Here is a 13,880-nt window from a genome sequence, read left to right on the forward strand (position 1 = left end):
TCAGACATTCCGATGCCCCATGCGTCTTAACGGCACTGAGATTTATTCGCATATCTGCACTGCATGGGGCACGCCTGAATGGCCAACCGACACAAACTGCACACCACACTTCATCCTCACTGGCAGCGCAAAGCGCTGGGCGCAGCACTGGCCTGCACGCTGCTGGTCGGTAACCTCCCGGCGCAGGCCGCACCTGGGCAGGCCCCTGCGAGGTCGATGCAGCAACTGTCACTGAACATCCCGGCACAGCCGTTGCGCCAGGCGTTGCTGGTGTTCAGCCAACAATCCGGGCAGAACGTGCTGCTCGACGGCAACGTCGATGCAACGCTGCGCAGCCCCGCCGTGGTAGGCCGTTTCTCGGCCGAAGAGGGCCTGGCCAGGTTGCTGCAAGGCAGTGGCTACAACTTCGCCCGCACCGACGCAGCGACGCTCTACCTGGTGCCCAGCGAGACGCAGGGCCAGGGCAACGAAGTGCTGCTGGCGCCCACCCAGGTCCAGTATCAACTGGCCCAGGCTGATGAGCAGCGCCGTGGCTATCAGGGCAAACCCGCCTCCAGCACCACACGCCTGGGCTTGAGCAACCGGGAAACCCCACAGGCGGTGTCGACCGTTACCCGCGAGCAGATCGACGATTTCAAGCTCAACAGTGTGAAAGATGCACTGCGCAACGCCCCCACGGTCACCGTCGAACAGTTCGAGACCGACCGCACCGCCTTCACCTCGCGCGGTTTCACCATCGACAACTTCGAGTACGACGGCATGGGCATGCCCTTCTCATCCGGTGTGCTGCTGGGTGACCAGGACTTGGCCGAATTCGAGCAGATCGATGTACTGCATGGCGCCAACGGCCTGATGAGCGGCGCAGGCAACCCGTCTGCCACGGTCAACTTCGTGCGCAAGCGCCCGACCGACAGCTTCCAGGCCAGGCTCAACACCAGTGCCGGGTCATGGGACAACCGCCGGGTGGACGTCGATGTCAGCGGCCCGCTGAGTGACAGCGGCAAGGTGCGCGGGCGCTTCATCTACGCCCATGACAAGGGCAATTCGTACCTTGATCGCTACAGCCACGAAATCAATGTAACAGCAGGCCTACTGGCCTTCGACCTGTCAGACGCCGATACCCTGACCGTCGGTTTTTCCGAACAGAAGAGCGATTCCAACGGCAGCACCTGGGGTGCCCTGCCGATGGCCGACTACGCGGGCAATCCCATCCACTACAGCAGCCGAAGCGCCAGCATCGGCCAACCCTGGACCTACTGGAACATCCACACACAACGGGCGTTTGCCGAGCTGGCACACGATTTTGGCGCGGGGTGGAAAGGCAAGGTCACCGTGACCGGGACCAATCAGCATCAGGACACCCAGATGCTCTATGCCATCCCCGCCACCGCCGACGATGTGTTTGCCTACATCAACCGAACCACCAGCACCGAGCATCAGCTCACCGGCGAAGCACAGTTGTCTGGGCCTTTCGCGCTGCTGGGTCGCCAGCATGAACTGACCTTGGGCGCCAACTATGGCCGCAGCCGCCATGATGAGCGTGGCTACTACCGCAACGCCTCCGGCAATGAGATCGTCAGCCTTGCCGACGCACTTGCCGGGGCAATCGTAAAACCGCCTTTGACGTACACCGACGAGCTCAATACCCAGCATTTCACCGACCGCCAGAAAAGCCTCTATGCCGGCGCGCGCTTCAGCCTGACCGACGACCTGCACTGGATCACCGGTACCCGAATGCTCAGCGCCGACGGTGAGGGTATGGGCTATGGTGCGGCGCACGACACCCGGGTGCACGGCAAAGTGACGCCCTATACCGGGCTGGTCTACGACTTGAATGATCAGTGGAGCCTGTATGCAAGCTGGGCCGAGATCTTCAAACCCCAGTACCTGCGCAGCTCGGCCGGGGGCGTGATCGAACCGCTGGAAGGCAAAAGCACTGAAGTAGGCGTGAAGGGCAGCCTGCTCGATCATCGGCTCACCGTCACTGCAGCAGTGTTCAAGACCGAGCAGCAAAACGTGGCGGTGACCACTGGAGAGATCATCAACGGCCAGTACGCTTACCGTGGCGAAGACAACAACAGCCGGGGTGTGGAGCTGGAAGCTTCCGGTGAGGCGATGCCAGGTGTGGAACTGGCCGCAGGCTACACCTACGTGCACATCGAGGATGACGACGGCGAGAAAACCCGTCGATACGTGCCAAGCCATACGCTGCGCGGCAGTGTCACCTACCGCCTGCCCGGCATGCCGCAAGCGCGCGTTGGTAGCCGGGTGCAGTGGCAAAGCGCGACCGAGGCCGATGGTAACAGCCGCGTTCGGCAAAGCGCGTACGCCTTGGTCGATGTGATGGGCAGCTACACGTTTGACGAAAACTGGAGCGCTTCGCTGAACCTGAACAACGTCTTCGACAGGAAGTACCTGTTGTCGCTGTACCAGTCGGCGGGGTCCACCAACTTTGGCGCACCACGCAACCTGACGGCTTCGGTGACGTGGAAGTACTAGCAACTGCTGCAGGCGCGGCCCCTCGCAAGGCCGCGCCTACGGCGTCTGCTGCTCGGCGTTGCGGCTCCAGTCCAGCAGCAGGCTGTATCCTACCGCCAGCAAGGTCGGCCCGATGAACAGGCCAATGAAGCCAAAGGCGATCAACCCGCCGAACACCCCGAGCAGCACGATCACCAGCGGCAGATTGCCCCCTCGGCTGATCAGGTAGGGCTTGAGCACGTTGTCCACGCCGCTGATGACGAAGGTGCCCCAGATGCCCAGGAAGATCGCCATGCCGTAATCCCCCTTCCACACCAGCCAGGCCGTCGCCGGGATCCACGCGAGCGGCGGCCCCATCGGGATCAGGCTGAGCATGAAGGTCACCAGGCCAAGCACGATCGCCCCCGGCACGCCAGCGATCAGGAAGCCGATCAGCGCCAGCAGGGCCTGGGCCGCTGCGGTGCCGATCACACCGTTGACTACCCGCTGCACGGTGCCGGCGACCAGCTCCAGGTAATAATCGGCGCGGTCACCCGTCAAGCGCTGCAGCAGGCGCAGCACGAACGCCGACAAACGCGGGCCGTCACGGTAGAAGAAGAACACGAAGACCAGGCTCAGGGTGAGCTCCAGCACGCCGCTGCCGATCTGCGCGCTACGTGCCAGCAACCAGTTGCCCACCTGGCCCAGGTAGGGCTTGATCGACGCGATCAGTGCCGCGCCTTGCTGGTCGAGCGACTGCCACCAGTTGACCATGCGCTCCCCCACCAAGGGGACGCTGCCGAGCCAGGCCGGTGCATCGGGCAGGCCATCGACTTGCACATCACGGACAAACGCCGTGGCATCACGGATATGGTCGGCCAGGTTGAACCCCAGCCACACCAGCGGCAAGGCCACGATGAGGATCCAGGCCGTGGTCAGCAGGCTCGCCGCCAGGGTTTCGCGCCCACCCAGCACGCGCGTCAGCAAGCGCATCAGCGGCCAGCTGGCAAAGGCCAGAATGGCGCCCCACAGCAGTGCCGAGATAAACGGTGCCATGACCCACAGGGCAGCACCCAGTAGCGCCAGCAGCACGATCTGGACCAGCAGGCGATCATTATTGGCCATGGTGACGCTCATTCAACGGATCAGTTCCAGGTGCAGGCCTTCGGTAGCTGCGGTACCGACTTCAAGGCGGCTGCTGCGCACGCCTGCATTGACCAAGGCCTCGCGCCAGGCCTCGGCGTTGGCGCCACTGAGGCTGGCCCGCAGGGTGCTGTCCAGGTTCAAGCTGCGCCCAAGCAGGGCCACCCAGGCCGGTTGCGGCGTACTCAGGTCAGGGTAGTCGAGTTTGCCGGTGTCGCGCATTTCGCGCAGCACCGTGCCGGCGGTCGGCAGCAACTCGCCAAGCGGACTGGCGGCGACGAACTCCTCGACATGCAGGTAGGCGCGGCGGTTGCCACGGGTGACGCTGTAAAGTGCGACCAGGGTGTCGGCCTGTTCGGCCGAGCGACGCAACAGAATGAACGCTTGCTGCTCGTCACCGCCGTTCAAACGGGCATTGGCGAATACATCGTTGGCCCACAGGCTGGCCTCGCCGCAATCACGGCCCTGGCACCAGAACAGCGGGTAGCCGCCGTCGTGCTGCAGCGCTTCACGAGCACTGGTGAACGCTTCGCGGGCGCTGCGCTCGACCGGCAGTTCATAGGTGACCGAACTGACCTGGCCACGGCTTTCGACCTTGTCATCGACCCGCAGGCGGCCGCTGATCTTGCGCAGGGGCCCCATGGGGTAGACGCGCTCCTGCTCCACTGCAGGGCGTTGATCGACCACCTTGGCGTCCACGGGGACGGGCAGGTTGTCGGCCCACAGCAACGGGCTGGCGAGCATCAGGCAGGCGGCGAAGGTGGTGCGGAGGGTTACGGGCGCGCTCATCGGCAGCCCAGTCGGTGCTTGGCACCGAAGTTATGGTCCAGCGTGTCTGGCATTTGCATGGTTGTCTCCCTGTTCAACCCGCCAAGCCTCGGCACTTGTCCGGTGCAAGTCAAGCAAAGCCAAAGAAGCGATTGATACAGTCTGCGACAAGGGCCGCGCCCTGTTCATCGTTCAGGTGCAGATGATGGCCACCAGGCAGCGTCACCTGCTCAAAGGGTAGCTGCTGCAGCAACTCGGTGTGGCGCGCCAGCATGCCATCGGCAGCCACCACCAGGCAGGCAGGGCAACTCACCCGCCTGACATAGGCCATGGCCTGGACGTGGCTCAGGCGTGTAGGGGATGGCAAGGTCAGGCGGCTGTCACTGCGCCAGCTGTAACCACCCGGCACGGGCATCAGCCCACGCTGGGCCAACAGCTCGGCCGCTTCGCGACTGACCGCGACCATGCCCTTCATGCGCGCCTGCACGCCCTCCTCCAGCGCCGGGTAGACAGACTTGCGCTTGCCGTCCAGGCGCAACTGCGCCTGCAATGCCATGCCCAGGCGCTCACCTGCGTCCTGCTCGGCGCCCGTGGGAGGGATGACCCCGTCGATCAACGCCAGGTGGCTGATGCGCTCCGGCAAGGCGCCCGCCAGTTGCACCGAAATGATTGCCCCCAGCGAATGGCCCAGCAGGGCAAACCGCTGCCACCCCAACTGCTCGGCAACCCGCAGCACATCGTGGGCATAGTCGGCCAGGGCATAACTCGCCCCAGGCGGGCGATGCTCCGAGTAACCATGCCCGGCCAGGTCCAGGGCGACGATGCGCAGGCCCTGCAGCCGCGGCGCCAGGCGGGCGAAGCTGTTGGCGTTGTCCAGCCAGCCGTGCAGGGCGATCACCGGCAGGCCGTCCTCGGGGCCGAACAGGTGAGCAGCCAGCTCGATATGGCCCAGGCTCAGGCGGATTTCCTGCATGTGCGCGCTCATGCCTGGCTCCAGCGGTCGAACAGACCCTTGATCAAGCTGGCGGTGTCGGTCGGGCGCTCCAGCGGGAACATGTGCCCGCCCGGCACGCTGTGGTACTCACCCTGTGCCATGCCGCGCACCGCCAGCGCGTGATGACGGCGGATCACGTTGCTGCGCTCACCGCAGACCATCGCCAGTGGCACCTGCAATTGCCGGGCAGGCGCAGGGCTTGCGTGGGGGATGCTGCGGTAGATACTGATCTCGGTAGCCGGGTCGAAACGCAGGCGCAAGCCATCCTGGGCAGGCTCCAGGCCGTGCTCCAGATAGGCTTCGAGGCAATCGGGGTCAAAGTGCCGAAACAAGCGCTTGCTGGCGAAGTAGTCCCGTGCGCTGTCGCGATCGGCGAACGCCTCGCGACGCCCCAGGGTGCGGCCTGCCGGGGTGATGCGGTCGATGAAGCCAAAACGCTTGGCGGTGCGCAGCACCCATTGATCGGCGCGGGTCAGCACCGGCGAGTCGAGCATGACCAGCCCGCGGTAGTACTCGGGGCAACGCAAGGCGGCATGCAGGTGCAGCACCCCGCCCAGCGAATGACCCACCCCCCAAACCGGCGCGTCTTGTTGCGCCAGATGGTGCAGCAGCTCATCGACCAGGTTTTGCCAGTTTTCATTCACCGGGAAGCGCGGGTCGTGGGCATGCTGGGCCAGGTGGCGGACCTGATAGTCCGGCGCCAGGGCGGCGAACAGCTTGCCGTAGGTGGCAGACGGGAAACCATTGGCGTGGGCGAAGAAGATGTGCTGCGACATGGCGCCTGGTCCGGACGGGGGATGATGGCCCATTGTGTGCATCGCAAGGCCGCTCGGCAATGTTTGGAAAGGTCATCGGCGAGGGCTATCAGGTCATCTGCTGCGATCCAGACTGACCAGTGAACGTTGCAGGCAGGCCTGCATGTAGGCCAACTGGCTCTCGAGCACTTCGCGGGCCAGACGCTGGTCATGGTAGTCGAGCTGCAGCCTGCGCAATGCCAGGCAACTGGTCTGCAGCAAGTGGGAAACCCGCAGGCAGGCCTCTTGCAGGGCACGCAGGTCTTCCTCGCCCTGTTGCCTGGCGCTGGCTTCCAGCCCGTGATGGCCACGCACCTTGCCCATCAGATGATAGAGCTTGGCGTCGGCCGAATCGCGCAGCAGGCTGTACTGGGCAAAGTCGAGCAACTCGCCTTCCTCCACCTTGTCCACGGTGGGCTGCAAGTCCGCGGAGCGTAACAACGCCTGCATCTGCCCTTTCATCAATCGCTCCCTGCCATCCACTCGTCGGATAGGGGCAACGCTAGCAAGCTGCCAAGTGCAGCGGCAACTGACAATAATGCCAGTTGCCAGGCATCAGGACGGCGCGTTAAGCGCGCGCAAGCTCATCAGGCCGGCCAGTGGCCAGTCCCCCTCCAGCTCCGCCAGGCTGGCGGTACTCATGGCCGCCGGTTGCTGTAGATGACCATGTTCAAGGGCACCGACCAGCGTCCCCACTAGCGGTTGGTGGCTGACCAGCAGCACGTGTTCCAGGCCCAGCCGTTCGATTTCACCGATCACCTGCTGCACGTCGCTTTCCGGCGTCAGCCAGGGCACGGTGCGCACAGGTTCGGCAAAACCCAAGGTGTCGTGCACCAGGGCAGCCGTCTGCTGAGCACGCACGTAGGGGCTGGCGATGATCGCCTGCAACGGCTGCCCGAGCAGGCGCGCGGCACTGTGCAGGACCTGCTCGCGGCCATGGCTGGTCAGGCGCCGCTCGGCGTCGGTGTTGGCCCGCGGCTCCGCCTCACCGTGGCGCAGCACCCACAGCTTCACAGCTTGGGCTCTTCGTCACGCACCGGGTGCGGCGCCGGTGCCACGGCATGCGGTGCTTCGCCTTCTGGCGCACGGGGCGCTGGCCAGTCGGCGAATGGCCAAGGCTTCTGGTCGCTGTGGAAGCTGCCGAAGCGGCCGATCTGCGCCAGGTACTGGCTAACGCTGTCGCCGAAGTTCATCAGGCTGGCGCTGGGCGCGCCGTACACCAGGCGGTAGATCAACTGCACCAGCACCAGGCCGCCCAGCAGTAGTTCGGCCAATTGCCAGACCACCAGGAACACCAGCATCCACAGTACCCGCAGGATGATCGACTCGCGCTGGGCGCGTTCGGGCGTATCGTTCATGACTCGCTCCTTGCTTTATGAGGGCCGCGGACGGCTCAATTGAAACCGCTGATGGAAATGAAATCGACGTCGGTCTTCGGCTCGGCGCGCATCAGGTGCTCGATCACCTGGTTCAAGGTACGGCCCTCGAACAGGATGGCATGCAGGCCTGCCACCAGCGGCATGTACACCTGAACTTCCTGGGCCTTGGCCTTGAGCACCTTGAGGGTGTTCACCCCTTCGGCGACCTCGCCCAGCCGATTGACGGCCTGCTCCAGGCTCAAGCCTTGCCCCAGCGCGTGACCTACCTGGTAGTTGCGGCTCTTGGGCGATGAACAGGTGACGATCAGGTCACCGACCCCGGCCAGGCCAAGGAAGGTCATCGGGTTGGCCCCCTGGCTCACGGCAAAGCGGGTCATTTCGGCCAGGGCACGGGTGATCAGCATGCTCTTGGTGTTCTCGCCCATGCCCAGCGCCACGGCCATGCCGGCAATGATGGCGTAGACGTTCTTCAGCGCGCCACCCAGCTCGACGCCGAAGCGGTCGGCACTTGCGTAGACGCGGAAGGTGCGCCCATGCAGCACGGCCTGCACCCGCTGGCAGAGCGCTTCGTCTTCGCTCGCGACCACCGTGGCGGTGAGTGCGTGCTCGGCGATCTCGCGGGCCAGGTTTGGCCCCGACAGCACGCCGATGCGGGCCTCGGGGGCGATTTCTTCGAGGATCTGGCTCATCAGCTTGAAGCTTTGCGCCTCGATGCCCTTGGTCAGGCTAACCAGGCACTTGCCACGCAGCAACGCAGCATGCGGCGCCAGCACGCTGCGCAAAGCGCTGGACGGCAAGGCGACGAAGACCAGGTCGCAGGCCTGCAAGGTTGCCAGCAGGTCATTGACCGGCTCGACCCCATCGTGCACGCGGATGCCTTTGAGGTAGCGTGGATTCTCGCGGTTCACGCGCATGGCCTCGGCCTGCTCCGGGTCGCGCATCCACTGGCGCACCGGCACACCGTTTTCCGCCAGCAGGTTCGCCACGGCGGTGCCGAAGCTGCCGCCGCCCAGAACTGCAACAGGTTGCTGTTCAGTCATATCCAATCCGTTAAAGCCAAAAGTTAAGTGGCGACCAGGGCATTATACGGCTCGCCTGCCATGCGCCAAGGCTAGCAACGCAGATTGCACAGACAGGGCAACCAGATCCCAGCCAGATCACTGGCAAAAGCCCCACGGTCGGTTAACATGCCTGTTTCATCTCTGAAACAAGGTCGTACCGTGTTGCCTGGCACGCCCCCCTACCCGCGTCTTCTACTATTTACCGCCTTGCTCGGCGGCCCGGCCATGGCCGACGATCTGTTCATCGACAACGCCGACCTGCCGCAGGTTCTGACCGCCACCCGGCTCAAACAATCCCCGGCGGCGGTGCCCGGCAGCATGACCGTGCTCGACAGCGAGCTGATCCGCGCCAGCGGTGCCCGCGACATCCCCGAACTGCTGCGCCTGGTACCCGGCATGATGATCGGCTACGGCGCCGGCAACCAGCCGACCGTCAACTACCATGGCAGCAACGTCAATGACGCCCGGCGCATGCAGGTGTTGATCGACGGCCGCTCGGTGTACCGCGCAGGCCTGGCGACGGTGGACTGGAGCGACATCCCGCTGGCCATGGATGACATCGAGCGCATCGAGGTATTCCGTGGCCCTAACACGGTCAGCTATGGCGCCAACGCGCTGATGGCCGTGGTCAATATTCTCACCCGCAACCCCGCCGACAGCCATGGCACGCGCCTCAAGGTCACCCGTGGCCAGGACGGCATCAACGATTTCTACGCCAGCCACGGCTTCGGCTGGGACGGCGGCGACATGCGCCTGTCGGTGTCGGGTCAGCAGGACGATGGTTTCGACAAGGACCAGTACGGCCAGGACTACCGCGACAGCCGCCGCCTCACCCGCTTCAACCTCAGTGCCAGCCACAGCCTGGCCCCCGACCAGACCCTGGAATGGCAACTGGCGGCCAAGGAAGGCAGCAACCAGCGGCCCTACACCTACCAGCCGGTGTTCCCCTATGTGACCGAGCGGGGCGACAACGCCGACGTCAATGCCAAGGACTACGCAGGCTCGGTACGCTGGAACATCGACTTCAACCCCGATCACAGCCTGTACGTGCAGGGCTCGGCCCAGCACTTCGACCGCCAGCAGGTCTGGCGTGCCTGCGACGCGGCGCTGTCGTTCAGCCCGGAGCTGACCCGGCTGTGGCAGCTCAACCCGAACTTTGCCGAGCTGGTGGCGCGCGGCGCCAACAACCCCCCGCGCAGCAGCAACCCCGAAGAACAGGCCCTGGTCGAAGCCATCCAGGCCCAGTGGAACAGCGAGGGCGGGCGCAACGTGGTCTGCGGCGATGTCGACCAGAGCACCCGCGAAACCCGCTACGACCTGGAAATCCAGGACACCCTGAGCCTGACCGACAGCCTGCGCCTGCTCAGCGGCATGAACTTGCGCTATGACCGCGCCGACTCGCAGACCTATTTCAATGGCAGCCTGGACGACCAGACCTGGCGCCTGTTCGGGCAGTTGGAATGGCGCGCCGATGAGCACTGGATCATCCAGGGCGGCGCGATGTTCGAGGACTCGCGCCTGTCTGGCAGCTCGCTGACCCCACGCGTGGCGGTCAACTACCTGATCACCCCACGCCATGGCCTGCGTGCGGTGTATTCCGAGGCAGTGCGTTCACCCGACATGTTCGAGAACAACGTCAACTGGAGCTACACGGTCAAAAACCTCAGCCCCAATGCGTTTGGCCAGCAACACGGTGAGTATTTCGTCAAGACGCGCGGCCCGGGCGACCTCGACCAGGAGCGCATGCGCTCGCGCGAGCTGGGCTACAACGGCTACTTCAGCGACCTCGACCTGAGCATGGATGTGAAGGTGTTCTACGACGAAATCACCGGCATGATCAGCGAGCCGCTGAAGAACAACCAGTACATCGCCAGCAACGCCAACAAGGCCCGCTTCACCGGCAGCGAGGCGCAACTGGACTGGCGCCCCACCCTGCGCGACCGCCTGCGCGTGACCTACGCCTACGTCGATGCCTGGGCCAGCAACCCCGACGACCGACGCCTCAGCGCCCGCAACAGCGGCTCGGCTGGCTGGATGCGCGAATGGGGCGATGGTTGGTCGAGCGCGCTTTTCTACTACGGTGACGATGCCCTCAACCAGTACCGCTACGAGCGTTTGGACCTGCGCGTGGCCAAGCGTTTCCGGGTACAGGGCAGCAACCTGGAACTGGCAGCGCTGTGGCAGCAACGCCTGGACGATGAGCCGACTACCGCACTGCAAAACCGTTACGACAGCCGCCATCGCCTGAGCGTCAGTGCGGAGCTGGAATTCTGATGGCCCGCCTGCTGCGCCTGCTGCTGCTTTGCCTATGGCCCCTGGGGCCGCTGTGGGCCAGTGATATTCTGCTGGTCGGTGGCGAAGACCAGCCCGGCATTCGCAGCTTCGTCGCGGCAGTCGAAAACCATCGCCCGCAGGATCGGGTGCGCTTCCAGACCACGGCCGATTTGCCGCGCCCAGGTCGGCTAAAGGCTGATCAGCGTCTGGTGCTGCTCGACAGTGCCGCACTGGAGTGGCGCCTGAGTGAAAGCGCCGGGCCGCCGGCACTGGCCATGCGGGTAAGCCGGGTACAGGCTGAACAGCGCCTGGGAAAGTCACGCCCCGCCTTCCTTACCCTGCTGTGGAGCGACCCGCCGCTGGCCCGCCAACTGCGCCTGGCGCGCTACCTGCTGCCACAAGCACAACGCATCGGCGTGCTTTACGGTAAGCACAGTGCCTTTCTGCTCGATGAGCTTCGCCATGCCGCCCGCCCCCTGGGCCTGGAGATCATTGCCCAGGACTGGCCCGACCCGCGTGACAGCCGGCCCCTGCAATACCTGCTGGGCAACAGCGACGTGCTGCTAGGCCTGGACGACCCCGCCCTGTACAACCCCAAGACCGCAAAAAACCTGCTGCTCAGCAGCTATGGGCGGCAAATGGCGTTGATCGGCCCGAACGCAGGCTTCGTCCGCGCAGGCGCCCTGGCCAGCACCTACAGCGACCAGGACGACTGGTTGGCGGTGCTCGACCACTTGCTCGACCAGCCGCCGGCACGCTGGCCGCGCAGCCTTTACCCCGCGCGCTACGGCGTCAGTGGCAACCAGCAAGTGGCACGCGCCCTGGGCCTTGAACCCATCGATCCGAACGCCGCCGCCAAGGCCCTGGCCGAAGGAGAATCCACCCCATGAGCAGACGCCTGAGCTGGGACATCCACACCCGCACCCAGATCATCAGCCTCGGCCCCGCCTTGCTGCTGACCTTGCTGCTGATCAGCTTCTTCACCTTCGTGCGAATCCAGGACTTGCGCCAGGAGCTCAACCACACCGGCCAGCTGATCGCCAACCAGTTGGCGCCGGCCTCCGAATACGGGGTGATCTCGGGCAACAACGAAGTGCTCGAAGGGCTCATGCGCGCCACCTTAAGCATTCCGCACGTACGATTTCTGGAGGTGCAGGACAGCCGTAACCACATCCTGGTCTACGTCGAGCAGTCTGACGAAAGCGCCAACCGGGCGCAGCGAGTGGAAGTGTTCCAGGCCCCGATCCGCCTCCAGCAGATCCGCCTGGACACCGATTTCCTGCAGCCGGGCAAGGTTTCTTCCCCGGCCATCGGTGACGACTACCTGGGGCGGGTGATCGTGGGCATGTCCGACGATGCCTTCAGCCAACGCCAGCAGGAAATCGTCATCAAGGCGGGCATCCTGGCCCTGTTTGCCCTGCTGTTCACCTTCCTGCTGGCGCGGCGGCTGGCCGTCAGCCTGGCCAAGCCCATCAGCGACATGGGCCATGCGGTCAAGGCTATTCAGCAAGGCGAATACAACACCCCGCTGCCGGTGGTCGATGACAGCGAGCTGGGCCATCTGGCGCGCCACATCAACAACCTGGCCAGCGCCCTTGAGCAAGCCAGTGACGAGCAGAAGCAAGCCATCGCCCAGTTGACCCAGGCGCGTGAAGAGGCCGAGCAGGCCAACCGCGCCAAGTCGGACTTCCTGGCGATGATGAGCCATGAGCTGCGCACCCCCATGAATGGCGTGCTGGGCATGCTGCAGCTGCTCGAAACCACCCCACTGACTAGCGAACAGGCCGACTACACCGCCGTTGCCACCGAGTCCACCGGGCATTTGCTCAAGGTCATCAACGACATTCTCGACTTCTCGCGCATCGAGCGCACGGCGCTGGAGCTGGAGCGCATCGACTTCAACCTCGGCGACCTGATCGCCAGCAGCGTCCAGTCGTTCCAGCACAGCGCCCAGCAACGCGGCCTCGGCCTGCATCTGCACATGCCCGAAGGCATCGAACACTTGAGGGTGAACGGCGACCCGACGCGGATCCGGCAGATTTTGCTGAACCTGGTCGGCAATGCCCTGAAGTTCACCGAGCGGGGCCAGGTGCAGGTCGAGGCGCGTTGCCAGGTACTGGACCGACAACTGCTCTGGTTCACCTGCAGCGTGCGCGACACCGGCATCGGCATCGACAGCGAGCGCCTGGAAATGATGTTCGTCGCCTTCCAGCAGGCCGACAGTTCGATTTCCCGGCGCTATGGCGGCACCGGCCTGGGCCTGTCGATCGCACGTACCCTGGCCGAACGCATGGGCGGCAAGCTGCGCGGTGAAAGCCGCGAGGGCCTGGGCTCGACCTTCACCCTGGAAATGCCCTTGGCCCTGGCCGCACCTGCCCCGGTGCAACTGCCCGCAGCGGTGCGCGAGCAGCGGCCGCTGGCCGGTAGCGAGCGGGTGCTGCTGGTGGAGGACAACCTGGTCAATCAGAATGTCATAGAAGCCATGTTGCGCAGCCTGGGGCTTGAAGTCAGCGTGGCGGCAGACGGCCTCCAGGCAGTCGAGCAGGTCAGCCAGCAACGCTTCGACGCCATTTTGATGGACTGCCGCCTGCCGAACCTGGATGGCTATGAAGCCACCCAGCGCATCCGCCTGCTGCCCAACGGCATGCACCTGCCGATCATCGCCTTGACCGCCAACGCCTTGGAGGGTGATCGTGAGCGCTGCATGGCCGCCGGCATGGACGATTACCTGAGCAAACCCTTGCGCCGCACCGAACTGCAACGCGTGCTGCAACGCTGGTTACCCGGTCAGACAACCGCGACTGGCGATAAATGCTAAAGTGCGGCAGTCTTAAGGACTGGACAGGACCTTCTTCGGGCCTGAAAATAGACGTTTCAGTGCACACCTGTACTTCTTTCGTCTGGTGCACTGTGACTTTCACCACAACGCAATAGTCTACCTGTAGGCTGCCGCCCCGGAGTCATCGCTTTTCGGGCCGGCCGGGAAGATTCATCCCCTGCCGCAGGGGGT

12 protein-coding genes are annotated in these 13,880 nt (G+C 64.5%); 4 read left to right on the forward strand and 8 right to left on the reverse strand.

The features are described 5' to 3' along the window. Positions 1–78 precede the first annotated feature (78 nt). Entirely contained in the window at positions 79–2,499 is a 2,421-nt protein-coding gene (locus PC358_RS09970) for a TonB-dependent siderophore receptor (protein ID WP_033699245.1), read from the forward strand. Between the two features lie 36 nt (positions 2,500–2,535). Here the strand turns inward: PC358_RS09970 and PC358_RS09975 are convergent, their stop codons facing one another. The 8 genes from PC358_RS09975 to PC358_RS10010 all read right to left on the reverse strand — a co-directional run bounded on the left by PC358_RS09975 (position 2,536) and on the right by PC358_RS10010 (position 8,575). Continuing rightward, entirely contained in the window at positions 2,536–3,582 is a 1,047-nt protein-coding gene (locus tag PC358_RS09975) for an AI-2E family transporter (RefSeq protein ID WP_033700174.1), read from the reverse strand. A gap of 12 nt (positions 3,583–3,594) precedes the next feature. Further along, entirely contained in the window at positions 3,595–4,389 is a 795-nt protein-coding gene (locus PC358_RS09980) for a DUF4892 domain-containing protein (protein WP_033699247.1), read from the reverse strand. Between the two features lie 109 nt (positions 4,390–4,498). Continuing rightward, the gene (locus tag PC358_RS09985; RefSeq protein ID WP_033699249.1) at positions 4,499–5,353 is read right to left on the reverse strand and encodes an alpha/beta hydrolase; all 855 of its coding nucleotides are present in this window, start codon (positions 5,351–5,353) and stop codon (positions 4,499–4,501) included. Next, on the reverse strand, positions 5,350–6,138 hold the full coding sequence (locus tag PC358_RS09990) for an alpha/beta fold hydrolase (protein ID WP_033699250.1): 789 nt from the start codon (positions 6,136–6,138) through the stop codon (positions 5,350–5,352). Before PC358_RS09990 ends, PC358_RS09985 begins: the two co-directional genes overlap by 4 nt. Before the next feature lie 93 nt (positions 6,139–6,231). Continuing rightward, positions 6,232–6,606, reverse strand: coding sequence for a hypothetical protein (locus tag PC358_RS09995; protein WP_033700175.1), 375 nt, complete (start codon positions 6,604–6,606; stop codon positions 6,232–6,234). A 105-nt stretch (positions 6,607–6,711) separates the two neighbouring features. Then, positions 6,712–7,170 carry a phosphohistidine phosphatase SixA gene (gene sixA / locus PC358_RS10000; protein ID WP_033699251.1) on the reverse strand — a complete coding sequence of 153 codons (459 nt, stop codon included), beginning with the start codon at positions 7,168–7,170 and terminating at the stop codon, positions 6,712–6,714. After that, on the reverse strand, positions 7,167–7,514 hold the full coding sequence (locus PC358_RS10005) for a DUF4389 domain-containing protein (RefSeq protein WP_033699252.1): 348 nt from the start codon (positions 7,512–7,514) through the stop codon (positions 7,167–7,169). Before PC358_RS10005 ends, sixA begins: the two co-directional genes overlap by 4 nt. Before the next feature lie 35 nt (positions 7,515–7,549). Then, positions 7,550–8,575: an NAD(P)H-dependent glycerol-3-phosphate dehydrogenase gene (locus PC358_RS10010; RefSeq protein WP_033699253.1), complete on the reverse strand. Its 1,026-nt coding sequence runs from the start codon at positions 8,573–8,575 to the stop codon at positions 7,550–7,552. A gap of 147 nt (positions 8,576–8,722) precedes the next feature. Between PC358_RS10010 and PC358_RS10015 the strand changes: the two genes are divergently transcribed. The 3 genes from PC358_RS10015 to PC358_RS10025 are packed head-to-tail and all read left to right on the forward strand — an operon-like array spanning position 8,723 to position 13,688. Then, complete coding sequence (locus tag PC358_RS10015) at positions 8,723–10,870, forward strand: TonB-dependent receptor plug domain-containing protein (RefSeq protein ID WP_209435449.1); 2,148 nt, start codon at positions 8,723–8,725, stop codon at positions 10,868–10,870. Next, complete coding sequence (locus PC358_RS10020) at positions 10,870–11,760, forward strand: ABC transporter substrate-binding protein (protein WP_033699255.1); 891 nt, start codon at positions 10,870–10,872, stop codon at positions 11,758–11,760. Before PC358_RS10015 ends, PC358_RS10020 begins: the two co-directional genes overlap by 1 nt. Further along, a complete protein-coding gene (locus PC358_RS10025; protein ID WP_033699256.1) occupies positions 11,757–13,688 on the forward strand; it encodes an ATP-binding protein in 1,932 nt (643 codons plus the stop codon). The genes PC358_RS10020 and PC358_RS10025 overlap by 4 nt, the downstream gene beginning before the upstream one ends. Positions 13,689–13,880 lie beyond the last annotated feature (192 nt).

Source organism: Pseudomonas capeferrum, assembly GCF_000731675.1.
Classification (GTDB): domain Bacteria; phylum Pseudomonadota; class Gammaproteobacteria; order Pseudomonadales; family Pseudomonadaceae; genus Aquipseudomonas; species Aquipseudomonas capeferrum.